The organism is Mitsuaria sp. 7 (assembly GCF_001653795.1).
In the GTDB taxonomy this organism is placed as follows: Bacteria; Pseudomonadota; Gammaproteobacteria; order Burkholderiales; family Burkholderiaceae_C; genus Roseateles.
Window position 1 is genome coordinate 349,311 of sequence record NZ_CP011514.1, and the last position, 23,540, is coordinate 372,850.

The following is a 23,540-nucleotide window of genomic DNA, read 5'->3' on the forward strand; positions in this document are numbered from 1 at the left end:
CCCGTCACTGGTGTTTCCGAGGTGTCCGCTTCTGCTTCCGCTGCGTCCGCAGCCCCTGCCGATCGGTCCGGCCGTCGCGACGGTTGGATCGCCTTCGCCCTGAGCTTCGTCTGGCTGTGGATCACCGCGTGGGCCCGGCCCCTGTCGCTGCCCGACGAAGGGCGCTACGTCGGCGTGGCCTGGGAGGGCCTGCAGCATGGCGACTGGCTGGTCCCCACGCTCAACGGCCTGCCGTTCTTCCACAAGCCGCCGCTGTTCTACTGGATCACGGAGGCCTCGATGGCGGTCTTCGGTCCGGGCGTCTGGGCCGCGCGCGCGGCGCCGCTGATCGGCGGACTGGTCGGCGCGATGAGCCTGTTCATGCTGCTGCGTCGCTGGATGTCGCCCGCGCACGCGTGGGGCGCGCTGCTGACGCTGCTCGCGATGCCGCTGTACTTCGTCGGCTCGCAGTTCGCCAACCTCGACATGCTGGTGGCCGGCATGATCACCGCCACGATCGCCGCGGGCGCTGATGCCGCGCTGCGCGCGAACGCGGGACTGCCGCATCGGCGCATGCTGGCCGCGGCGTACGCGCTGGCCGGGCTGGGCATCCTCGCCAAGGGCCTCATCGGCATCGTGCTGCCCGGCGCCGTGCTGCTGCTCTGGCTCGGACTCTCGGGGCAATGGCGCACCATCCGGACCCTTCTTTGGATCCCGGGCATCGCGCTGATGCTGCTGGTCTGCGCGCCGTGGTTCATCGCCATGCAGCTGCGCTTCCCCGGCTTCCTGCACTACTTCTTCGTCGTGCAGCATGTGCAGCGTTTTGCCGGCGGCGGCTTCAACAACGTGCAGCCGATGTGGTTCTATCCCGTCGTGCTGATGGTTGCGACGCTGCCGGCGCTGCCCTGGCTCTTCAAGGGATGGAAGGGGGCGCTGTGGCGTCCGGCGCCCGGGCCGCAAGGGCTGCACTGGCTGCTGCTGGTGTGGTTCGCGGTGATCCTGCTGTTCTTCTCGATCCCGCAGTCGAAGCTGGTGGGCTACATCCTGCCGACCCTGCCGCCGCTGGCCGGACTCATCGCGGTGGCGTGGCAGCGCGTGGTGACGCTGGCGCCGCGCTGGCAGCGCTGGGGCTACGCCTCGATCGCCGTCGGCGCGGTCATCGGCATCGCGGCCGTCGCGGCGTACGGCCTGGGCGCGGGCAAGTCGAACCGGCATCTCGCCAGGGAACTGGCGGCGCTGCGTCAACCGCAGGACGGCGTCGTCATGCTGGAACGCTTCGAGTACGACGTGCCGTTCTACGCGCGGCTGCGCGCGCCCATGGTGGTGGTGGAGGACTGGAACGACACCGAGCTGATGGCCCGCGACAGCTGGCGCAAGGAGCTGTGGGACACCCGCGACTTCGTCGATGCCGGGCGCGACCTGTCCGCGTTCCAGACCTGGTCCTCGATCAAGCCCATCGCCTGCAGCCGCCAGGTGGTGTGGGCCATCGGCGACATCGAGCTCGCGAAGGCGCATCCCTGGCTCGACAAGGCCGAGCTCGTCGGCACCGACAAGCACATGGCGCTCTGGCGTCTGCGGGCGTCGGCGCTGGACTGTTCTTCCTGAGGAGGCGACGTGCACGGACTGCGATCCATCTGCCTCTGCATCGACGACTTCGGTCTGCATGAAGGCGTCAACGAGGCGGCGCTGACCTTGCGCCGGGAAGGGCGCGTGCACGCGCTGTCGTGCATGGTCGGCGCGCCGGCCTGGACCTCGGGCGCCTCGGCCCTGCGCCGGGACACCGGCGGTCCCACCGACCTGGGCCTGCATCTGGACCTCACCCAGTACCCGCTCACGCGGCCGCCGGAATCCTGGTCGTCCCTGTGGATGCAGGGAACGCTGGACCGCCTGTCGCTGGCCGAATTGCGCGACGAGATCGATGCGCAGCTCGACCTCTTCGAGCAGAACATCGGGCGTCGTCCCGACTTCATCGACGGTCACCAGCATGTCCACCAGTTCCCGCAGGTCCGTGATGCGCTGGTCGACGTGCTGTTGAGGCGCTACCCGTACCAGAAGCCGTGGCTGCGATCGACGCGTTCCGCGGGGTGGCAGATCAAGCCGATGGTGATCAGCCAGCTGGGCAGTCGCGCGCTGACGGCGGAGGCGGATGTCCTCGCTTTCCCGCACAACCGGCGGCTGCTCGGCGTCTACGACTTCACCGGCGGACCTGAGCGCTACGAGTCCCTGCTGACGCGATGGCTGCACCTGGCCCGGCAGGGCGATCTGCTCATGTGCCATCCGAGCACGCAGCCGGTTCCCGGCGATCCCATCGCGCAGGCCCGGCTGGACGAGTACCAGGTCTTGTCCGACAAGCGCTTCGAGTGGCATGTGCGCTCGAACTTCGTCCGGTTGGAAGCGATGTCGCGCATCCTCGATGACGAGCGCTTCGCCGGCGCGCGCCGCGCCGTGTGAACCGATCCTTTCGAGGCCTTCCGTTCAGTACCCGTTCAGTCGCCGATAAGTCTCCCGCCGCCAGACTGCGTGCAGCGCAACGGTCTGCGCAACAGGAGTGAACGATGAAGACAGTCAATCGAGCGATGAAGGTCGGCGTGTTCGCCGTGGTCGCCATTTCCGCCAGCGTCGCGGGCGCCCTGGCCTACGCCGAGAAGCAGGAAGGCGGGAAGGGCGGCGCGGAGAACGACGCGATCGCCGTGACCAAGGCCAAGGTGTCGCTCGCGCAGGCGGTGGCGGTGGCCGAGCAGCACCTCAACGGCAAGGCCAGCCGCGCGGAGTACGAGCGCACGAAGCAGGGCGACGCCTACGACATCGAGGTCGTCAACGGCGACAAGGTCTTCGACGTCCGCGTCGATGCGGAGAAGGGCGTGATCCTGTCCTCCGCGCTCGACGAATCGGATGGCAATGGCGATCGCGAAGACCGCGAAGGCCGCGACGAGAAGGACTGAACGCGTCCCGCCTTCGTCCCCTCCCAGCCGCCGCGCGTTGGCACAGAGCCTGCCGCGGCGGCCTCTTCCACAAGGTCTTCCCCCATGCAGAGAACACCCCGCGCATCACTGGTCCGATGGGACAACAAGGTCCCGGAGATCGCCCTGTCTTTCTGGATCATCAAGATCCTCTCCACGACGGTCGGCGAAACGGCCGCCGACTTCCTCGCCGTCAATGTCGGCTGGGGCACCGGGCGCACCACGGCCCTGATGGCCACGCTGCTCATCGCGGCGCTGGTCCTGCAGTTGCGGCAGGGCCGGTGCGTGCCCTGGATCTACTGGCTCTGCGTGGTGCTGGTGAGCATCGTCGGCACGCAGATCACCGACCTGCTGACCGACGGCCTGAACATCAGCCTCTACCTGTCCTCCGCCGTGTTCGCCGCGGCCCTGGCCGCGATCTTCCTGGTCTGGTGGAAGGTCGAACGCACGCTCTCCATCCATGAGATCACGAGCCGTCGGCGCGAACTCTTCTACTGGGGCGCGATCCTCTGCACCTTCGCGCTGGGCACGGCAGTCGGCGACCTCGCCACCGAGGCGCTGGGCCTGGGATTCGTGAACGGATCCATCGCCTTCGGCGTGCTGATCGGCATCACGTATGCCGCGTGGCGCCTGGGCGGCAATGCGGTGCTCACCTTCTGGGTGGGCTACGTCCTCACGCGTCCGTTCGGCGCCGCCATCGGCGACCTGCTGACGCAGGACCGGTCGTACGGCGGCCTGGGCATTGGCGCGGCCTGGACCTCCGCCGCGTTCCTGCTGCTGATCGTGTCGCTCGTGGCCGTCGCCCAGCTTCGCCTTCGCCGCGAGGCGGTGTGACGCCTGGCCTTCTTCTCCTTTTCTTCTTCCACCTTCCTTCGGATTCAACATGACCTCTCGTTTCGGCCCCCGCGCGCCGCTCGCCGCCATCGCGGTCGTGATGGCCACGCTCACCGCCTGCAGTCCTCAAGCCGGAGGCTCCACCGCGCCCCCGGCGCCCGGCGCGTTCGCCGGGACGACCCCGGCCTCGGCGGCCGCGCCGGTGCCCAGCAGGTTGGGCGATCTCTCGGCCTTCCGCGCCATCGCCACCGAGGTGCTGGCCCACGTCGACCGCGACGAGCTGATGGCCGCCCGCGTCCGCATCAAGGATCTGGAGCTCGCCTGGGACAGTGCCGAGGCCGGGCTGAAGCCGCGCTCTGCGTATGACTGGCACCGGCTGGACAAGGCGATCGACGGGGCGTTGGAGGCCCTGCGCGCCGACAAGCCGACGTCGAAGTCGTGCTCGGATGCGATGGACGCGCTGATGCAGACTTTCGATGTGCTGCAGGGCAAGCATTGAGCAGGGCGTGCAGCCGCGTCGAACGCCAGCATGGGGACACGTGTTGACTGCCATGGCCGCTGGCCCTCACCCCCACCCTCTCCCGCAAGCGGGAGAGGGAGTTCGACCGGCGCTGTTCGCAACGCTGGCTCCTCTTGCTCCCTCTCTCGCTTGCGGAAGAGCAGCCGTGTCAAACGCAAACAGCGGTAGACGTTGCTCCCTCTCCCGCTTGCGGGAGAGGGTGGGGGTGAGGGCCAGCAGCCTCACGCACGAACAATCCACTGCGGGGAGCGCACGATGAGTACCTTGTCCACCGCCTGGCCGGCGATCGGAGCGGCCTTCGCGGCCTCCCTGGTCGAAGTGGTCGAAGCCTTCACGATCGTCCTGGCCGTCGGCAGCACGCGCGGCTGGCGCGCGGCGTGGACGGGCACGCTGGCCGCGCTCGCGCTGCTGGCCGCGACCGTCGCGCTCGTCGGGCCCGCGCTGCTGCGCGTGCCCATCCACACGCTGCAGCTGGTCGTGGGCGTGTTGCTGCTGCTGTTCGGGCTGGGGTGGCTGCGCAAGGCGATCCTGCGTTCCGGCGGTGTCCTCGCGCTGCGCGACGAGAGCGCGCTCTACGACAAGGCGACGCGGGAACTCGGCGAGGGCGCTTCATCGTCCAACGCCCGCGACTGGATCGGCGTGATCACCGTGTTCAAGGCGGTCCTGCTCGAAGGCATGGAAGTGGCGTTCACCGTGCTGGCCATCGGCGCGGGGCACGACCTGATCCTCGAGGCCTCGCTGGGCGCGGCCGCGGCTTGCGTGCTCGTGCTGGCGATCGGCATGGTGCTGCGCCAGCCGCTGGCGCGGGTGCCGGAGAACGGGCTCAAGTTCGGCGTCGGCATCCTGCTGACGGCCTTCGGCGTGTTCTGGACCGGCGAGGGACTGGGCCTGCGATGGCCCGGCGCGGAGCTGGCCCTGCTCGCCCTCGTGGCGCTGTTCGCCATCACCGGCCTCGCCACCGCGCGTCTGCTGCGGCTGCGTGGCCCGCAACGCGGGAGATTCGCATGAGCCTGATCCTTGAAGTGATCCAGGAGCTCTTCGGCATGTTCTGGGCCGACGCCGGTCTGTGCCTGGGCGCGTTGGCCGTGGTGCTGGGGGTGGGACTCGGCACCCGGCTGGGCTGGCTGGAAGAGCCCTGGGCGCTCGCCGCGCTGGTGGCGGGCATCGTCCTGACGCTGCTGTTGAATGTCTGGGCTGCGGCGTCCCGGCGGCGTTGAAGGCTTTTCCTGTGAGTGCGCACTCGCGATGCGGGTCGCTGTGCTGCTATCTTCCCGGGCTGGATTCAGCCAACCAAAAGATCCATGTCCGTGCCCGTGCCGCGCGTTCCATCAATCGCCGGTCGACTCGGTCGGCAGGTGCTGCTCATCTCGCTGTGCTGGGCGCTGCTGGCCGGCGTGCTGGTGTGGGCGGTGGTGCAGGAGGAGGTCGACGAGCTGCTCGACGAGACGATGCAGGCGTCCTCGCAGGTGCTGGGGCAACTGCTGCGCGATCGTGCGCCCGAGGGCAGCGCGGTGGCCGACGAGGACGATCTCTCGACGCACTTCTCGTGGCAGCTGGTGCGCGGTGATGGAACCTTGCTGTACCGGTCGCCGTTGGCGCCGATGGCGCCGTGGCGATTGCCGCCCGGGTTCAGCGACTGGAACGGCGACGCCGCCTCGTCGCCGCCGCACGCCGCGCTGGGCGATCGCAGCGAGCACGGCACGCATGACGGCGACTGGCGCGTGCTGGTCCGTCCGTTCAAGACGGGCTATGTCGACGGCTGGCTGATCGTCGCCCAGACCAGCGGCGAGCGGCGCGAAGTGCGCGACCGGGTCGGCATGGCGAGCGCGATCTCGGCGCTGCTGGTCGGTGGCTTCTGCATGGTGTGGCTGAACCGCCGGGCCCGGCGCGAACTTGAGCCGCTGTCGGACATGACGCGGGCGCTCGCGCAATACGATCCGCTGGACAGCCGGCAGTCGCTGCCGGAGCAGCATCGGCAGGAACTGGCGGCGATCCGCGCTGCGGTGCTGGATCTGGGGCATCGGCTGGCGCAGCGGGTGGCCAACGAGCGGGCCTTCAGCGCGCATGCGGCGCATGCGCTGCGCACGCCGCTCGCGGGCATGGACGCGCAGTTGGCGATGGCGCTGCGCGAGGCGCCTGAGGGGCAGCGCGCGCGGCTGCAGCGCACGCGGGAAGCGACTGATCGCCTGCGTCGTGTGGTGACGGCCTTGCTGACCTTGTTCCGCACGGGGATGAGCCTGCAGTGGCAGCCGCTGGATGTGTCAGAGCTGCTGGGGCATCTGCCGCTGCCCGATGGGCTGGAACTGGAGCTGCCGGCGCAGGCGCGTGTGCATGCCGATCCGGATCTGCTTGCGGCTGCGTTGATCAATCTGCTCGATAACGCGTGTCGGCATCGGGCGACTCACGCGACGCTTCGCATTCGGCCGAGTGAAGACGGGGGATGCGAGCTGGCGCTCGAAGACAACGGCGATGGCGTCGATGCGGGCAAGCGCGAGGATTTGAATGCGGCGCTGGCCAGTCAGCAATACGAAGGGCGCATGGGGCTGGGGCTCATGATGGCGCACCTCGTGGCGAGGGCGCATGGGGGCGATCTGACGCTGCCGAAGGCGGAGCAGGGGTTTGCCGTATCGATGCGGCTGGGGCCATCGCCGGCGGGCAATGAAGCAGTCGCTTGATATCGAACAGCATACCGTTGCAGGTGCTCGATCGGTCTTGCTCGTTATCCTCATGCAAGGTATGCCGGCAAAGACTGTTGCAGGATGGAAGCGGCTCCTCGCGTGACGCGCTTGGCGGGCAACTCGCAGCAGCCCTAGCCAGCCGGTCGATCATTTGAGTTGATAGGCCTCGAAACGGCCCCTTAAGGTCAAAGCTTAGCGGGCGGTAACGCCGTTTGCCGGAACGGGATATCGGAAGTCAGAGCACCTGGCCCCCGAGATCGCTTGACGACATAGTCTTGTTTTTTGTCACTCCATTCAGATTCGGAGCCAGCTACGGCAGATGAGTCGCCGCTTGCGCGGCGGCGGCCGTGTGCCGCGTGCGCCCGTCTCCTTTGGCGTACTAAGGCATTCGATCTACGGACGCTATCGCGGTGGCCTGACCTTCGGCGGCCAATCGGGTGGGTGGCGATTCCATCGCCGGCAGTTCGGTGCCAGTGGCGATCCAGCTCTTGATCTGCTCGCAGACTCGCTCGATGGACCGCGGGTCCGTATAGCTCAGCGAATGGGCCATCAGTGACTGATCCCATAAGTCTGGCGCACTTTCGTCGCTCCCCGTAGCCTGAGGACAAAACGTGACGAGTGTGCATTCGCCGGCTGGTGTCGCCTCCACGCTGAATTCCACGTGCACGGCCGACCAGAAATACGCTGCACCAAACGGCAAAGACAGGAGAGCAGCAAGGCAAGTCAGGATCAGGATGGGCGCCGCGAGAGCTGCGTTCACGACGGATTGTGGGTGTCTGCCGCTGCCGAGATCCAGACTCCACGCGAGATAGGGCTCCAGCCATGCCGCCAGCTCAATCGCCATCGAATGCGAGAAGTTCCAAGTGTCCGGAACCTTTAGATGGATCACAGCATCGAACAGACTGCTCATCGCGGCCTCCAACAAGCCCGCCACGCCCAGCAGTAGGTTGACCGCTGAATTGGTGAGGAGGAACAGCACTACGCACAAGGCGGCCAGCCAGATCATTCGCGCGGCGATGCCGAGCCGGCGGCGGCCAGCCCTCCAGAAGCTAGGCGAGGCGACCGAGAGCACAGAGAGAAAGCCATTCATACAGAAGTCGATGAGCTTGGAGAGCCCTTGTGCCAAGGCTAAGCTCAGGGATGCCTCATCGGAGGTGAATCGGACATACAGCGCCTTGTCGGTTGGTAGCGACGGCTGCTCAAAATCCTTCAGCACGCGCTGGATCGAAACGGTGATATGAGAGTCACTTCCAACCGTGTCGTAGAGCAGGCCACAGCGGCCGAGCACCTTGAGCGCCAAGGTGCCGCAAGCTACGAGGACGGGCACCGACAAGACGAACGAAGCTACGGGATGCCAATCACGATCAGCGAGTAACTGATGGAAAAAGGTCGTCGGAGCGATCGCGACCATGATGCCGAAATAAATGGCGGAGATGTTCACCAGCCACTTTCGAAAGCTCACGTCTGGCAGGCGTGCATTGACGAACCTCTGAGGCGTGAGGTATGTCGACGCGATCCACCAAAGCACAAGCATGTTGATAAGCCAATTCGCTTTGATATCAACTAGATAGCCGATTCCGAGAGCAAGTGCCAAGGAGAGTAGTGGCGCGAAGAAGCACATGAAGTACTCGCTCATGTGGCGTATGCCTTCCATATGCGGGCGCCGAGAAACCAGTATGAACGGCGTTGAGAGGAAGACCATGCCTGTTAGCTTCGCGCTCGCATCTTCATAACGAGAAAGCGTGAGGTTAAGGATGCTTCCGCCGTGGCTATGTGCGACAACGAAGAGCTTGCGACTGGGGTCTTGTGCTTGCGCGGCGTCGAGCTTCGCGTGCAACTCCGCAGCGGCCTTCAGGCGATGCGATTGCAGATTGGCCCCGCTCCAGGTGAAGGGCTCACAGACCACCTCCCCCTCTGGTCCCAGCGCCTCTAGCGCAGTGCGCAGTGTGGAGCCCTTTTGAGTCCATGGTGCTGCCCTGGCGAAGGTGCCATGGACAAGAAACACGGTGCTACCCATGCCTACTCCCCTAGCGGTGACGACACCAACCACGCGCATGGACAGCCATCAATGTGCGGTGTCGGTGAGATTCTCTGACGCAGCCGCGTGGCGTGACCGCAAGTCGACGCGGTGCTTCATCAATACTTATGAGAGACGCCCACCGCCTAGACTTCGGGGTTGCAGCTACGCGGGCTCTCTCGCATTGAGCTGACACACCGATTGGGGCGTGTGAACCGGTCGGCCCATTAGTTCGTGTCAGACCGATCGTTCAACAAGGGCAGTCTTTGGCCGTGTCCAGTTGTCCGTCTGCGCGTGAACATCCGTTCCCGCTGCGATGCAGGCGCGGCTTTGCTTCGCTCAATGCTGGCTCGCGTTGGATCCGTCCACTGCATACACCGACGATTCTTCTGCAACGGCCCTCCAGGCAGCCAACGCGGGAAGGCGTAGATTCGGATCCTCCAGTCGCGTTCTCGCATGAGCCTTGAATTCGTCCAAGGGCATGAAGGCCTGCAGACGTTCCGTCTCCTCCGGTAGCGAAAAACGAAGCCCCTTGTGGGAGTCGTAGCTATGGCCAAGAATTTCGGTGGCGAACCGGTCCAACGTTGGGTCCAACGCCCGAATGCGCTCCAGTGCCTGTGGCGCGGCTTCTTTGCTCACGAGCGTGATGCTCCATAGAACCCGACCGCTGTTGGCGAGCGCGAATAGCTCCCCGTGCTTTGCTGCGGCAAGAATGTTCTCCGCGAGGACGCCTGCCAACTCGTCGCGCTGGTCCTTCTCAGCAACAAGCAGATCACCGCTATCACTTGCGTAGCAGAAGCTTTTCAAAAACACCTCCGTCGCGATAGTGAGTCCTTTCGCGTTCGCGATGAGCCTCGCCGCAATGCTGGGGCCAGCCGTCGGCGCAGAAGCCTTGATGATGGCAGACATGGCTTCAAGGGCAGTTCGAGCAAGCGGAACCGAGAAGAATCGACCTTGCTCTCGCGCGCGTGACGCCAAAGGCTCCTCTTCGATAAAGCTTGAGATGTCCAAACACGCCTCGGTTGCAGCGTATGGCGATAGCGGACACTGGGCAGCCAAGGCTCCTAATGCATCTAGGAACTCGGCGGAGCTGTCGACTGAGAGTCCCCGAACGATTGCAAGACGTTCGGACGGAACCGTGAGGAACTTCCTGACTTGCACATAACTCACATCTTCGTTGCCGACGTGCATCTGTAAAGCGACCATCAACCTTTCGGGGGCGGCGAGATGTCCATTCGAATCGCTCACCGAACCGAAAGCCGTTACGTTGTCAGCCGTCGCGGTCAGCGGGAAGAGCAGATAGACGAGGCGACGAACAGCTTCCGGCCAACTGCTCTGGGCTATGGCTGCATCTCGCCGGGAACTTGCATCGTTCACCGATTCAGAGTCCTTGTGAAGCGCATAGCGATCCGCTGGCATACGGCCCACGAATCCCCGCGGCTCGCGCTTGAGCAACTCGTACACGCTCCCGGCTTTCACCATCAAGGCCGCCAGGCCAACAATGTCAGCGAGAACCACCTCTCCGCGGAGCGACGGCTCGATTACGGCGGCCGTGTTGAAAATGCGTGTGAAGTCACGAGGCTGCTCAAGAAGGTCGCGGAGGGCTAAGAAGTAAATGGTCGATAGGCGTTCCGTCGCCTCGGGGAAGTGCGGAGCCCGCGCCGCATCTGGCAACTCCATTAGCCCCTCGTCGAACAGCTTCGTTCTTGCAGCGTGGCTGATGGCGGGCAGCGGCAGGCGAACTTGAACGACCTTGTCCAGATAGCTTTCAGCGCGAGGAACATTCGCGGCTTTTAGTGCCGCACCAACATACTCCTGATCCCAGGCAAGCACATAGCCGACATTCGGCAGGTCGCCAACGGCCTTGATGATCCGGACCATCTCAAACACCTCTTGGGGGAAGAGGCGGTCGATATCGTCGACAAAGACAACGATGCGTCGATTGAACTCGCGGAGCGCGCATTCCACTTTTCGCTTTTGCCCCTCAACGTCAGTCTCGCGCTGCGCGGCGGCAATTTCCATGGCTTCGCCCGCGCCCGTGATGATGTCCTGGGCAGCGCTCGCAAGTTCGCCGGCGCCGGGCACCAGCTTGATGACGTCGAATACCTTGCTGTAAGACTTCAACGCATGAGCCGCTCTCTTTGCGGAGGCGACGTTGTCCGAGAGCTCTAGCTGGCCAGCGAGCTTCCCGAAGAACGCGCGGAGCAGCGCATCACGCTCACCGATTTGCCAGGGATTGAAATGGATGACCAGGGGCGGTTGCTCCACACCCCCCAGCAGGGCTTCCATCATGCCCAGAACCGAGGTCTTGCCGCTCCCCCACGCCCCCTCAACTGACACCACGAATCCCGCAGTTGTACTCACCTGCTGGAGAGCTTGAACGGCAGCCCTAGCGAACCCTAAACGCCGCAGTTTGTCTTGGGCGAGTCCGTCGGTGGCCGTGAGTGGTTGGTCCACGCCGAGCTTCGTTCTGATGTCTTCTGTCATCTTTTCCCCCGCGGGTAACTCAAGTGCTTAGCCCGCATCGAACGCGACGTCGAGCGGTCTTGAGAAAATTTCTTGGCTGAAGTTTAGAAGGCCCCCCGGCTCACTCGATAAGAATTGAAGAATGATGTGACGGGAATCACTGCTGTTGGGTTGCGCCTTCCACATCAAAGGAATCGATGACGTGTCTAGTGTTGTCGATGCTCTTTGTCGTACAGGACTACCGCTCAAGTATGTCCGCTGCCGCTGCCGCTGCCGCTGCCGCTGCAACGCGATGCGCTGTTGCAAGGCCTTCCCCGGCGGCTTTCGACCTGCCTTGGCGCTGAGTCAACGGAGCCGCCGGCGCCCCCTCCCGCGCATGCCAACACAGACCTGACAAGCCCTGACCCCAAAGGAGGAGGCGCCTCCCCCATCACTCCCTCTAAGGAATGAACCTCCGGCCGTCTTTGATTTAGATCAGAGAACGAAGTCGGAATCGGACGGAGCATGGACCCCGGTGTTTCAAAAGCGCCATGCAATCCCGGCACCGATCCGCTGATCGGCGTCAGCGTCCTTGGTCTTTCGATCATGGGCGAGATGGGCCTCTCCGCGAGGACGGCCATCACGTCATTGCCGTGCTTTTGACATCTCGCCCACCTCTCCGGTCGATCCGAAGGCATGTCGCCTTCAACGTCGGAGCCGGTGGTGTCCAACATTGACCGGGGTAGTTCGACATGGGAAGTTTCCAACACGCACGCATCGACGAGTCCGACAAGCCGCTGCGCTCGCGCCATCCGCTCGCGGGCTGCGATCAGCAGACCCTCATCCATCTGCAGCACGACTGGGGCATGACCGAGCCTCAAATCTTCGGCCCGCGTCTCGGCTCCGATGCGATCTGCCTGCGCGCAGATCTGACGATGGGCTCGGCGCTGGCCAATCTGCGCGCACTGCTGGTGAGCGGCGCGTCGATGCTCTCCCTGTTGGCCGACAACAGCGCGGAAGACGATCCGGCCAAGCACCTGGCCAATGCGGTGAAGGAGTCGCTGCGCGAAGGGCTCGGGATGCTCGGGGTGGTGGAGCGCGCTGTGGACAACGATCGCTAGCGCTCGGCTTGAGTGCGCGGGCCTTGGGCGGGGGAGGGGGCGGCCGCAACACCTGACCCCACCCGCCCACCAATCGCCCGCGACCTTCCCCGCACATTTGCCGTTGATAATGGTTCGCATTTATCATCTGCGCCTTCGCGTGTCTGAACGCGTTCCGCGGCGAACGGTCGCCGCGGTCGAACCTTCCGCCTCCCGTCCCGGTCCATGTCCGTCACGTCCGCGTCCTCGCAGCTGGTGGGCTCGCTGTATGTCGAGCATCACAGCTGGTTGCAGTCCCTGTTGCGCAGGCAACTGGGCTGTGCCGTCGACGCCGCCGACCTGGCGCAGGACACCTTCGAGCGGCTGCTGACCCGCCGCGAACCCGGCACGTGGCGTGAGCCGCGCGCCTTCCTCACGACCATTGCGCGGGGCCTCGTCGTCGACCTGTATCGGCGTCGCGACCTGGAGCGCGCGCTGATCGAGGCGATGGCCGTCAGGCCCGACGCCTGGGCGATGAGCCCCGAGGACCGCAGCCTGCTGCTGGAGACCCTGCAGGCGATCGACGACATGCTCGACGGCCTGGCCCGGCCGGTGCGCGAGGCCTTCCTGCTGTCGCAGCTCGACGGGCTGACCTACCGCGAGATCGCGCAGTCCCTCGGCGTCAGCGAGCGCACGATCGCGAGCTACATGGCGACCGCGATGTCCCGCTGCGTCGAACTCGCCGCGTGAGCGACGCGGACGCACGCACCCGCGCCGTCGAGTGGTTCGTGCTGCTCGCCTCGGGCAACGCGACGCCGCAGGAGCGGCGCGAGTGGGCCGCCTGGCATGCCGCCGATCCCGCGCATCAGGTCGAATGGGAACGCGTCGAGCGCGTGCAACGGATGATGTCCGGCGTGCCTGCGGACCTCGCCTCGCCGACCTTGCGACGTCCGGCCCCGCGCCGTCGACAGCTGCTGAAATCGGCCGCGATCGCCGGCACGGCGAGCGTGCTGGGCTACGGACTCTGGCGTGAATCCGACGGACTCGGCACCTCGGCCTGGTTCGCCGACCATCGCACCGCCACCGGCGAGCAGCACCGTCTGGCGCTGGCCGACGGCAGCGTCGTCGTGATGAACACCGCCACCGCGCTGGACGTGCGATTCGATGCGCAGGCGCGGTCGCTGCGTCTGCACGAGGGCGAAATCTTCATCGAGACGGCCACGGCCCTGGGCGCCGCCGGCGCGCGCGATCCGCGTCCGCTCATCGTGGACACCGCCGTCGGTCGCGTGCGGGCGCTGGGCACGCGCTTCCTGCTTCGCTTCGAAGACCGGCGCCTCAACGTCGCCGTCGTGGACAGCGCCGTCGAGATCCGCAGCACGCGCGGCGCCGTGCGGCGACTCGACGCGGGGCAGCAGGTGGGCGTCGACGAGACGAGCATCGGTCGCACCGAGTCGATCTCGGGCGACATGACGGCCTGGACCGGCGGCAGCCTCATCGTCGACAACGCGCGCCTGGGCGATGTCGTCGCGGAGCTCGATCGATACCGGCGCGGCCGCCTCGGGTGCGATCCGCGGGTGTCGGAGCTGCGCGTGTCCGGCGCGTTCCCGGTGCTGGACGTCGACCGCGCGCTGTCCGCGCTGGAGGCGACGCTGCCGGTCCGCGTGGATCGCGCGAATGCGTACTGGGCGACCGTGCGGCCGCGCGGCGCTTAGCGCTCGGCGCGCATAGCGCACACCACTGCATCGTCGCGCTTCATGTTTTCCCGGCTCGTCCGGCAACAGGGAAGAGAACTCCGAGAACCTTCGACACCCATCGAAAGCGCTCCGCACCTTCCCTGGAAAGACCGACTCCATGACGTCCCGCTCGACCCCTCGTCCGCTCAACGCCAGTGCCCGCTTTGCCCGCCGTTCCACGCCCGTCGGGCTGGCGGTGTCCATGCTGCTGTGCGCGGGTGTCGCGATGCCCTTGGCCGCGAATGCGCAGGCATCGACGACCGCCGCGAACGCCGCGGCCGGCGAGCGCGAGTACCGCATCGAGCCCGGCGCGCTGTCCACGACGCTGGGCCGCTTCGCCGCCGCCAGCGGCGTGACGCTGGCCTTCGATCCCGCCCTGACGAAGGACATCGCCTCGCGCGGCCTGCAAGGTCGTCATACGGTGAGCGCCGGGTTCGCCGCGCTGCTGAATGGCACCGGGCTGCAGGCCGTGCCGAACGCGCAAGGCGTCTACACGCTGCGCAAGGATGCGGTCGTGACCTCGGACGCCGCCACCGCAGAAATGGCGGCGGGCGCTTCGATCGCGCCGGAAGCCGACATCACGCTGCCGCAGGTCCGCGTCGTCGCGCGCGCCGCGCCCGCTCCTGAAGAAGCCGACCGCCGCTACCAGCCCACGCCCGACGCGTCGACGCTGCGCACGACCGACTCGATGCTGGACATCCCGCAGGTCGTCAACGTCGTCTCCGCGCAGGTGATCCGCGACCAGCGTCCGCGCTACCTGGACGACGCCCTCTACAACGTCAGCGGCATCACGCAGGGCAACACGCTCGCGAGCACGCAGGACACCATCATGAAGCGCGGCTTCGGCGGCAATCGCGACGGCTCGGTGATGCACAACGGCATGCCGCTGGTGCAGGGCCGCGGCATGAACGCCGCCGCCGAAAGCGTCGAGGTGCTCAAGGGCCCGTCCTCGCTGCTGTACGGGATCATGGATCCGGGCGGCGTGATCAACGTCGTCTCCAAGAAGCCGCGCCTGAACGCGCGCACCAGCGTGTCCATCGTGGGTTCCGGCTACGCGGGCGGCCGCACCGGCATCGGCGAGACGCTCGACACCACCGGCCCCATCGGCAACGTCGACCCCGCCGACAAGACGGGCCTGGCCTACCGCCTCGTCGTCGACCAGGTCAACGAGGACTACTGGCGCAACTTCGGCACCCATCGCGAGACGCTGATCGCGCCGTCGGTGGCCTGGTACGGGCGCGACACGCAGGCCGTGCTCTGGTACGAGTACCGCAACTACCTGACGCCGTTCGACCGCGGCACCGTGTTCGACCCGGCGACCAAGCAGGCGCTGCCCATTCCGAAGACGCGTCGTCTGGATGAGCCGTTCAACCAGATGGACGGCGAGACGCACCTGGCGCAGCTGTCGGTGGACCACAAGCTAGTCGGCAGCTGGGCGGCGCACGTGAACGCGAGCTACAACCGCGAGACCTACGACGCGAACCAGCTGCGCGTGAACGGCGTCAACACGAAGACCGGCACGCTCACGCGCAACAACGACGGCACGCAGGGCGCGCTCAGCACCGACAGCTACGGCACGGCCTATGTCGACGGCAAGTTCGCGACCGGCGGCATCACGCATGAGGTGCAGGTCGGCGCGGACGCCGAGTACCGGCTCATCTACCGCCGCGACCTGCTGCGCCAGGCGACCAAGACGGTCTTCAGCTACCTGAACCCCGTCTACGGCACCGAGCAGCCGTCGCAGACCATCTCCGCCAGCGACAGCGACCAGACCGACAAGCTGCACAACCAGTCCGTGTTCATGCAGGACGCGCTGCGCCTGGGCGAGCGCTGGACCGTCGTCGGCGGTCTGCGTTATCAGCACTGGACGCAGGAAGCCGGCCGCGGCCCGCCGTTCAAGGCCAACACCAGCACGAGCGGCGACAAGTGGCTGCCGCGCGTCGGCCTCATCTACAACGTGACCGATTCGGTCTCGCTGTACAGCAATTACTCGACCTCGCTGAAGCCGCAATCGACGATCGCGCCGCTGTCGTCGGGCGTCGTCATCGACTCGTCGGTGAATCCGGAAGAGGGCAAGTCCTGGGAAGCCGGCGTGAAGCTGGACCTGCCGGGCCGCGTCACCAGCACGCTGGCCGTCTACGAGATCAAGAAGCGCAACGTGTTGGTCTCGCAGTTCAACGACGCCACCAAGCTCACCGACTGGCGCACCAACGGCGCGGCGCGCTCGCGCGGCATCGAGTTCGACATCGCGGGCGAGTTCGCGAAGAACTGGCAAGGCATCGCCTCGCTGGCCTACACCGACGCGAAGACGACCGAGGACCCGCAGTTCGCCGGCCTGTGGCTGTGGAACGTGGCGCGCGCGACGGGCTCGCTGTCGGTGGTGCACGACTTCGGCCAGATCGGCCCCGGCACGCTGCGCATCGGCGGCGGCGCGCGCTACATCGGCCGTCGCCCCGGCGATTCCGCCAACAGCTTCGTGCTGCCGGCCTACAGCGTCGCCGACACCTTCGCGACCTATGAGACCAAGGCCGGCGGCCGTCCGCTGAAGCTGCAGCTCAATGTGAAGAACCTGTTCGACCGCACCTACTACTCGTCGAGCGTCAACACCTACTTCGTGTCCGTCGGCGATGCGCGTCAGGTGCTGCTGTCGGCGTCGATGGAGTTCTGAGATGAGCGCACGTCGGACATTCCTGCGAGGCGCCAGCGCCGCGATCGGCGCGATGCTCGCGGCCATCGGCCTTGGCGCGGCATCGACCGCGTTCGCGGCTGGCGAGCGCGTCGTGCTCGTCGTCCAGAAGAGCGGCCCGCACCGCGCCGTCGACGACGCCGTCGCGAAGCGCCTCGGCGAGCGCGGCTTCGTCGTTCAGCTCGAGGACCAGAAGGCGTCGCCGGATGTGGCCGCGAACGCGGCGCTGGTGGTGATCTCGTCCACCGTGTCCAGCAAGGACGTCGACACGGGCTGGCGGCAGGTGCGCGTCCCGCTGCTGACCTGGGAGAACGACTTCCTCGACGACCTCGCGATGACGGGCAAGAAGCACGACGTCGACTTCGGCGCGGAGACGAAGGAGCGCTACCTGTGGATCGTCAACGCGCCGCATCCGATGGCGGGCGGGTTGCCGGCGGGCCTGGCGAACGTCTACGTGAAGCAGGCCGGCATGGGCTGGGGCCGGCCGGGTCCGGGCGCGACGACGATCGCCACCATCTACGGCGAGCCGGGCAAGGCGGCGCTCTTCGGCTACGAGAAGGGCGCGACGATGCACTACGAGTCCCTCGCGCCGGCGCGACGCGTCATGGTGTTCCTCGACAATGACACCTTCACCAATCTCTCGGCGAGCGGGCTCGCGCTGTTCGATGCCGCCGTCGACTGGGCGGCAGGACGGTAACCCAAGGAAGGCGATGACCGCGCGCAAGTTCTGGACCCAGCTGCATTGGCTGCTAGGCATCACGGCGGGCTCGATCCTGCTGTTCATCGGACTCACGGGCGTGACGCTCGCGTTCCGCCAGGAGATCACCGAGGCGATCAACCCGGGTGTGCTGCGGATCGACGCACCGTCGTATCGCCCCGCAACGCCGGACGCGCTGCTGCGAGGGTTTGCCGCTGCGGAGCCGGAACGGCGCGTGGCGACGCTCACCCTGTACGCGGAACCCGGACGGACGCCGAAGGCGATCCTGGAACCCGCGCCCGGAGAGCGCCGCGGCGACGTGATCTATCTGAACCCTGTCACCGGCACGCCGCTGCCGGACGTGAAGGGCGCGGAGTTCTTCGAAGTCGCGGAGTCCTTGCACCGGTGGCTGCTGCTGCCGCGCGAGCCGGGGCGCGTCGTGACCGGCGTGCTGGCGATCGGGCTGTTGGTGCTCGCGCTGTCCGGCCTCTATCTGCGCTGGCCGCGGGACTGGAAGAGCGTCTCGGAGTGGTGGCGCATCGACCGCAAGACGCGCGGTCGCGCCTTGCTCCGGCGGCTGCACCTGGTCGTCGGTACGGCGTGTCTCGTGGCCTATGTGCCGGTGACGCTGACGGGCATCTTCTGGGCCTTCGACGGCGTGCGCGATCCGGTGAGCGCGTGGCTCGGCGAGCCGCGGCCGCCGCGCGCCCCTGCTAAGCCGATGGCCGAGAAGAACGCCGAGAAGAACACCGAGAAGGCGACCGATGCGAAGGTCGAGAAGGCGGTCGACAAGCCTGTCGCGATCGATACGGCCTGGCAGGCTTTCGAGCGCGCCGCAGTGCCGGGCGGTTGGAGCGAGGTCATCGTGCGCGTCCCGACGGGCGCGAAGGCGCCCATCCTCTTCACGTGGCTCGACACCTCGCCTGCGCATGAACGCGCGCGCAATCGCACGACGATCAAGGCGCAGAGCGGCGAGGTCGTCAAGGACGAGCGCTACGGCGCGAAGGCGGCCGGCGGTCGCGCGCTGGCGGCGATCTATCCGCTGCACATGGGCACGCTGTTCGGGCTGCCCGGACGCATCGCGATGTTCATCGCGGCGCTGATGCTGCCGGCGTTCGCGATCACCGGCTGGTGGCTGTACCTCGGCCGCAAGCGGCTCGAACGCGAGGCGGCGGCGAAGCGGCTCCGCAAGGCGCAGTCAGCCGGCCTTGCGCAGGCCCCCGGCGGCGCGCAGGCTTGACTCGATCGCGGCGACCGCCGCGCGCAGGTCGGGCGAACGCCTGAGATCGCGGTGGTAGACGAGGTACAGCGGCTGTGACGGCCCCGCCGTCTCCGTCTCGATCCGCACCAGGTCCTTGTGCCGGGGGTCGGCTTCGAGCAGCGCTGCCAGGCCCATGCCTTGTTGCGTCGCCTCGACGATCGCCTCGATCGCGCTCGACGTGAACGCATAGCGCCGGGCGCCGAGCGAGGCCATCCAGCGCTCATGCGGCAGGTGCTTCCACTGCGCGCCGAGCCCGATGAACAGGTGGTCCGCGGCCGTCTCGCGATGCAGCCGGCGATCGGGCAGCCGCCGCCGCGCGTAGTCGGCGGAGGCGAAGAGCGCGAAGCGGAAGGTGCCCAGCGATTTCTCGACCAGCACGTTCGATGTGGACCGAACGAGCCTCACGGCGATGTCCGCCTCCCGTTTGGCGACGTCCGCCATCCGGTTCTCCCCGACCAGCTCGATGTCCAGGTGAGGGCGGTCGCGCAGGAGCGCGATCAACGGGCCCGACAACGGTGCCGCCATGCCGTTGGGCACGGAGATCCGCAGCGTGCGGATCACGGGAGACGCATCGCGTCCGAGCGCCTGCAGCTCATGCGCGAAGCCCTCCACGACCTGGATCAGGCGCAGCGCCTCGGCGGTGAGCGTCGTGCCGACCTGGGACCGGAGCACGAGCGTCGTGCCCAGCGCCGCTTCGAGCGCGGCGATGCGTCGACCGGTCGTCGACGTCGACAGGTTCAGTTGGCGGCCGGCCTGGAGCAGGCTGCCGCCGCGATGAACGGCGAGGAGGACGCGAAGATCGTCCCAGGAGAGGTTGTCCATGGATGGAAATCAGTTTAGCGCTGGTGCCCGTTCCCGGACAGCCGTCCGCTCCCTAGGATCGCGGCATGAAGATCCTCATCCTGGGTGCCGGACGCATCGGCAGCACGCTCGCTTTCCATTTCTCGCAGGCCCGTCATGAGGTGACCGTGGTCGCTCGCGGCCAGCGGCTGGCCGCATTGCAGCGCGACCGCGCGGTGTTGACGGTCGACGGGCGCTCGGCGCCGGTCACCGCCGTCGCCTCGCTGGATCCCGATCTGGCGGTGGACCTCGTCATCGTGACGGTGCCGGAGTACCAGTTCGCGCCGCTGCTGCCCGCGCTGGCGGCGAGCGCCGCCCGCACCATCCTGCTGATGTTCAACAGCTTCGTGGATACGGCGGTCTATCGGGCGGCGCTGGGCGGCGATCGCGTGGCGCTCGGCTTCCCGAACATGCTCGCCTTCCTTGAAGACCAACGGATCCGGTTCAACGTGGATAGCCCCGGGATGATCGTCACGGTCTCGCGGCCGGACCTCAAGACCTTGTTTGCCGAGGCCGGCTTGCGCAGCAAGATCGAGCCCGACATGCCCGCCTTCCTGCGTAGTCACGTGGCGATGGTGGTGCCACTGTTCGTGGCGGGCCTGTGGACCTGCGAGCGGCCGTCCGCGCTGACCTGGGCGGAGGCGCGCCGGCTCGTGGACGCCTTGATCGAAGGCTTCGCGCTGGTCCGGCGTCTCGGGCACCCGCTGCGGCCCGGTGTCGTGGCTGCCCTCGGCGGCCTGCCCCGAGGGCTGGCGGTCGCGGTCATGTGGGCGTTCAGCCGCTCATCCAGCGTGCGCGAGGTCGGGAAGTTCGGTCCCGAGGAAACACGCTGGCTGATCGATCGAATGACCGAGGCGGCGGGCGGGCACGCGCCGCATCTGCGCGACATCCGGCCCTGAGCGTTGGAGGAGCGGCGCGGCCGCCTGTCCGGCTGCCATTCGCACGACTTCGGCGCCAGTCGCCCACGCGAGCCCCTTCACGCCAATCCCTCCGTCTTCGACATGGATCACCACATTGTGCGAGGGCCTGTCCCCGCCTAGAGTCGCCCGACAGCGAGGGTTGCCGCCGCACCGTCCGGGCGCCGCGTCACCGCTCGTAGACCGGATCCTGTGACAAGGAGGCAAGCCATGACCGAACTGAATGTCAACAACCGCCAGCTGCGCGCGGACGTCGAGGGCGACACGCCGCTGCTGTGGGTGCTGCGCGAGGAGCTGCAGCTCACCGGCACGAAGTACGGCTGCGGCGTCGCGCAATGCGGCGCTTGCACGGTGCACATGGACGGCGTGGCGCTGCGCTCGTGCGTGATGCCGGCCAGCGCGGTGCCGGCCACCGCCAGGATCGTGACGATCGAGGGTCTGGGGCAGACGCGGTTCAAGGTCGTGCAGGAGGCGTGGGCCGAGCTGGACGTCGCGCAATGCGGCTACTGTCAGCCCGGGATGATCATGGCCGCCGCCGCCCTGATCGCCCAGACGCCCGATCCCAGTGATGACGACATCCGCTCGGGCATCACCAACATCTGCCGCTGCGGGACCTATCCGCGCGTGCTGGCCGCGACCAAGCTGGCCGCCCAGCGCCTGCGCGGCGCGGGAGCGCAACGATGAGCGCCGTGACGATGGACGTCGCACGACGTCATTTCCTGAAGGCGACCGGCCTCGCGGCGGGCGGCCTTGCCCTCGAGTTCACGCTGCCCGTGGCGGGCGCCATGGCGCAAGCCCAGGCGCCGGGCGCTGCGCCAGCGGGTGCGGCGCCGACCGGCGAGGTGACGGCCTGGCTGCTGATCCATCCCGATGAGTCCGTCGTCATCCGGATCGCGCGGGCGGAGATGGGGCAGGGCACCTTGACCGGGCTCGCGCAACTGGTCGCCGAAGAACTCGAGTGCGACTGGGCCAAGGTCCGCTTCGAGCTGGTGAAGCCCGGCGCCAACCGGGCGCGTGCCCGCGTGTGGCGCGACATGGGCACCGGCGGCTCGCGCGGCATCCGCGGTTCGCAGGACTACGTGCGCAAGGCCGGCGCGGCCGCGCGCTCGATGCTGGTCAGCGCGGCCGCCCAGCAATGGGCCGTGCCTGTCGCCGAATGCAGCGTGGACAGCGGCACCATCCGTCACGCGACCTCCAGGCGCCAGACCACCTTCGGCGCCGTTGCCGCAGCCGCCAACAAGCTGCCGATTCCCGAGGACGTCGTCCTCAAGGACCCGTCGCAATGGCGCATCGCCGGCAAGCCGCTGAAGCGGCTCGATACCGCGGACAAGCTCAACGGCTCGCTGGTCTACGGCATGGATCTCAGCATGCCGGGGATGATCGTCGCGCTGCCCAAGGCCTGTCCGGTCCACGGCGGCACGCTGGTGAGCTTCGACAAGCAGGCCGTGCTCAGGATGCCGGGCGTGCGCGACGTGATCAAGGTCGACGACGCCACCGTCGCCGTGCTGGCCGATCGCTTCTGGCAGGCCAAGCGCGCGCTCGACGCCTTGCCCATCGTCTGGGACAAGGGACCGAACGCGTCGGTCAGCAGCGCTTCCATCGCCGCGCTGATCAGCGGGGGCTTGCAAGGCGACACGCCCTTCGTCGGCAACCGCCAAGGTGATGCGAAGGCCCAGTTGCAGGGCGCGTCGCGCGTGATCGAGGCCGACTACGGCACGCCGTTCCAGAACCACGCGCCGATGGAGCCGCTGTCCGCGACGGTGCAATGGACCGCGCAGCGCTGCGATGTCTGGGCGCCCACGCAGGTGGCGGAAGCGGCGCTCGCGACGGTCGCCGACGCAGCGGGGCTCGACATCACCGCGTGTGAAGTCCATCCCATGCGCATCGGCGGCAGCTTCGGGCGCCGTCTCGCCACCGACTATCTGGCCATGGCGGTGCGCATCGCTAAGCAGCGTCCCGGTGTCCCGGTCAAGATGATGTGGACGCGCGAGGAGGACATGCGCCAAGGCCGCTTCCATCCGGTGACGCAGTGCCGCCTGCGCGCGACGCTCGATGGACAGGGCCGCATCGGCGCGCTGCACATGCGCATCGCCGGCCAGTCGATCACGTCCTTCGTCAATCCGAAGGGGATCACCGCCAACGGCGACGCGACCGTCTTTCAGGGCCTGCTGGCGGATTCGCCGGAGGGGCATTTCGGCTACGAGGTGCCGCACCTGCTGATCGACCACGCGATGCGCAACCCGCATGTGCGGCCGGGCTACTGGCGCGGCGTGAACACCAACCAGAACGCGATCTACAGCGAGTGCTTCATCGACGAGCTCGCGCACGCCGCCGGCAAGGATCCTTTCGAGTTCCGCAAGCTCCACATGGCCAAACGGCCCAAGCACCTCGCGGTGCTGCAGGCCGTGGCTGATCGGGCCGGATGGACGACGCCCGCGCCCAAGGGCGTGTTCCGCGGCATCGCCCAGTACATGGGCTTCGGCAGCTACACGGCGGCCGTCGCCGAGGTGTCCGTCAAGGACGGGCAACTGAAGGTGCTGCGCATCGTCGCGGCGACCGACCCCGGCCACGTCGTCAATCCGCAGCAGGTGGAAGCGCAGGTGGCGGGCTCGTTCGTGTACGGGCTGGGCGCCGCGCTCTTCGGCGGCAACACGGTGAAGGACGGCGCCATCGCCGAGACCAACTTCGACACCTACGGCGTCATGCGCCTGTACGACATGCCGGCGGTGGAAGTGATCGTCATGCCGTCGGGCGGCTTCTGGGGTGGTGTCGGCGAGCCCACGATCGCCGTGGCTGCGCCGGCCGTGCTCAACGCGGTGTTCGCGGCCACGGGCAAGCGGATCCGGCAGTTGCCGTTGAAGGACACGGACCTGTCGAAGGCCTGAGGTCGCCAT

Annotated in this window: 20 protein-coding genes; 17 read left to right on the forward strand and 3 right to left on the reverse strand. The window is 67.2% G+C overall.

The window, feature by feature from the left end:
- Nucleotides 1-21: 21 nt before the first annotated feature.
- The 8 genes from ABE85_RS01655 (at nt 22) to ABE85_RS01690 (ending at nt 6,968) form a co-directional block, all read left to right on the forward strand.
- Entirely contained in the window at nt 22-1,584 is a 1,563-nt protein-coding gene (locus ABE85_RS01655) for a glycosyltransferase family 39 protein (protein ID WP_231993205.1), read from the forward strand.
- 9 nt (nt 1,585-1,593) lie between these two features.
- Complete coding sequence (locus ABE85_RS01660; RefSeq protein ID WP_067269509.1) at nt 1,594-2,430, forward strand: ChbG/HpnK family deacetylase; 837 nt, start codon at nt 1,594-1,596, stop codon at nt 2,428-2,430.
- Between the two features lie 104 nt (nt 2,431-2,534).
- Complete coding sequence (locus ABE85_RS01665) at nt 2,535-2,921, forward strand: PepSY domain-containing protein (RefSeq protein WP_067269511.1); 387 nt, start codon at nt 2,535-2,537, stop codon at nt 2,919-2,921.
- A gap of 84 nt (nt 2,922-3,005) precedes the next feature.
- Nucleotides 3,006-3,773: a hypothetical protein gene (locus tag ABE85_RS01670; RefSeq protein ID WP_067269513.1), complete on the forward strand. Its 768-nt coding sequence runs from the start codon at nt 3,006-3,008 to the stop codon at nt 3,771-3,773.
- Nucleotides 3,774-3,822: 49 nt separating this feature from the next.
- Complete coding sequence (locus tag ABE85_RS01675) at nt 3,823-4,272, forward strand: hypothetical protein (protein ID WP_067269515.1); 450 nt, start codon at nt 3,823-3,825, stop codon at nt 4,270-4,272.
- A gap of 276 nt (nt 4,273-4,548) precedes the next feature.
- Complete coding sequence (locus ABE85_RS01680) at nt 4,549-5,301, forward strand: COG4280 domain-containing protein (protein ID WP_067269516.1); 753 nt, start codon at nt 4,549-4,551, stop codon at nt 5,299-5,301.
- Complete coding sequence (locus ABE85_RS01685; RefSeq protein ID WP_067269518.1) at nt 5,298-5,510, forward strand: hypothetical protein; 213 nt, start codon at nt 5,298-5,300, stop codon at nt 5,508-5,510. Before ABE85_RS01680 ends, ABE85_RS01685 begins: the two co-directional genes overlap by 4 nt.
- A gap of 84 nt (nt 5,511-5,594) precedes the next feature.
- On the forward strand, nt 5,595-6,968 hold the full coding sequence (locus ABE85_RS01690; RefSeq protein WP_067269520.1) for a HAMP domain-containing sensor histidine kinase: 1,374 nt from the start codon (nt 5,595-5,597) through the stop codon (nt 6,966-6,968).
- Nucleotides 6,969-7,350: 382 nt separating this feature from the next.
- Here ABE85_RS01690 and ABE85_RS01695 read toward each other — a convergent pair whose 3' ends face one another.
- Both ABE85_RS01695 and ABE85_RS01700 read right to left on the reverse strand, forming a co-directional pair.
- Complete coding sequence (locus ABE85_RS01695) at nt 7,351-8,988, reverse strand: triacylglycerol lipase (RefSeq protein WP_157521840.1); 1,638 nt, start codon at nt 8,986-8,988, stop codon at nt 7,351-7,353.
- A 339-nt stretch (nt 8,989-9,327) separates the two neighbouring features.
- Nucleotides 9,328-11,475 (reverse strand): P-loop NTPase fold protein, encoded by a 2,148-nt coding sequence (locus tag ABE85_RS01700; RefSeq protein WP_067269523.1) that lies wholly within the window; start codon nt 11,473-11,475, stop codon nt 9,328-9,330.
- 710 nt (nt 11,476-12,185) lie between these two features.
- On the opposite strand from ABE85_RS01700, the gene ABE85_RS01705 reads away from it, so the two are divergent.
- The 6 genes from ABE85_RS01705 to ABE85_RS01730 all read left to right on the forward strand — a co-directional run bounded on the left by ABE85_RS01705 (nt 12,186) and on the right by ABE85_RS01730 (nt 18,868).
- A complete protein-coding gene (locus ABE85_RS01705) occupies nt 12,186-12,554 on the forward strand; it encodes a hypothetical protein (RefSeq protein ID WP_067269525.1) in 369 nt (122 codons plus the stop codon).
- Between the two features lie 204 nt (nt 12,555-12,758).
- Nucleotides 12,759-13,262, forward strand: coding sequence for a sigma-70 family RNA polymerase sigma factor (locus tag ABE85_RS01710; RefSeq protein ID WP_067269527.1), 504 nt, complete (start codon nt 12,759-12,761; stop codon nt 13,260-13,262).
- Entirely contained in the window at nt 13,259-14,224 is a 966-nt protein-coding gene (locus ABE85_RS01715) for a FecR domain-containing protein (RefSeq protein ID WP_067269528.1), read from the forward strand. Before ABE85_RS01710 ends, ABE85_RS01715 begins: the two co-directional genes overlap by 4 nt.
- A gap of 139 nt (nt 14,225-14,363) precedes the next feature.
- Nucleotides 14,364-16,913 carry a TonB-dependent receptor gene (locus ABE85_RS01720; protein ID WP_067269529.1) on the forward strand — a complete coding sequence of 850 codons (2,550 nt, stop codon included), beginning with the start codon at nt 14,364-14,366 and terminating at the stop codon, nt 16,911-16,913.
- A gap of 1 nt (nt 16,914) precedes the next feature.
- Nucleotides 16,915-17,628, forward strand: coding sequence for a hypothetical protein (locus ABE85_RS01725; RefSeq protein ID WP_067269530.1), 714 nt, complete (start codon nt 16,915-16,917; stop codon nt 17,626-17,628).
- Between the two features lie 13 nt (nt 17,629-17,641).
- Nucleotides 17,642-18,868, forward strand: a complete 1,227-nt coding sequence (locus ABE85_RS01730) for a PepSY domain-containing protein (RefSeq protein WP_067269531.1) — start codon at nt 17,642-17,644, stop codon at nt 18,866-18,868.
- Here the strand turns inward: ABE85_RS01730 and ABE85_RS01735 are convergent.
- Nucleotides 18,827-19,711, reverse strand: a complete 885-nt coding sequence (locus tag ABE85_RS01735; RefSeq protein WP_067269537.1) for a LysR family transcriptional regulator — start codon at nt 19,709-19,711, stop codon at nt 18,827-18,829. The genes ABE85_RS01730 and ABE85_RS01735 overlap by 42 nt on opposite strands.
- 65 nt (nt 19,712-19,776) lie before the next feature.
- On the opposite strand from ABE85_RS01735, the gene ABE85_RS01740 reads away from it, so the two are divergent.
- The 3 genes from ABE85_RS01740 to ABE85_RS01750 all read left to right on the forward strand — a co-directional run bounded on the left by ABE85_RS01740 (nt 19,777) and on the right by ABE85_RS01750 (nt 23,531).
- Nucleotides 19,777-20,628, forward strand: a complete 852-nt coding sequence (locus tag ABE85_RS01740; RefSeq protein ID WP_067269539.1) for a ketopantoate reductase family protein — start codon at nt 19,777-19,779, stop codon at nt 20,626-20,628.
- Between the two features lie 228 nt (nt 20,629-20,856).
- Nucleotides 20,857-21,330, forward strand: coding sequence for a (2Fe-2S)-binding protein (locus ABE85_RS01745; RefSeq protein WP_067269540.1), 474 nt, complete (start codon nt 20,857-20,859; stop codon nt 21,328-21,330).
- Nucleotides 21,327-23,531 carry a molybdopterin cofactor-binding domain-containing protein gene (locus ABE85_RS01750; RefSeq protein ID WP_067269542.1) on the forward strand — a complete coding sequence of 735 codons (2,205 nt, stop codon included), beginning with the start codon at nt 21,327-21,329 and terminating at the stop codon, nt 23,529-23,531. Before ABE85_RS01745 ends, ABE85_RS01750 begins: the two co-directional genes overlap by 4 nt.
- The last annotated feature ends 9 nt before the right edge of the window (nt 23,532-23,540 follow it).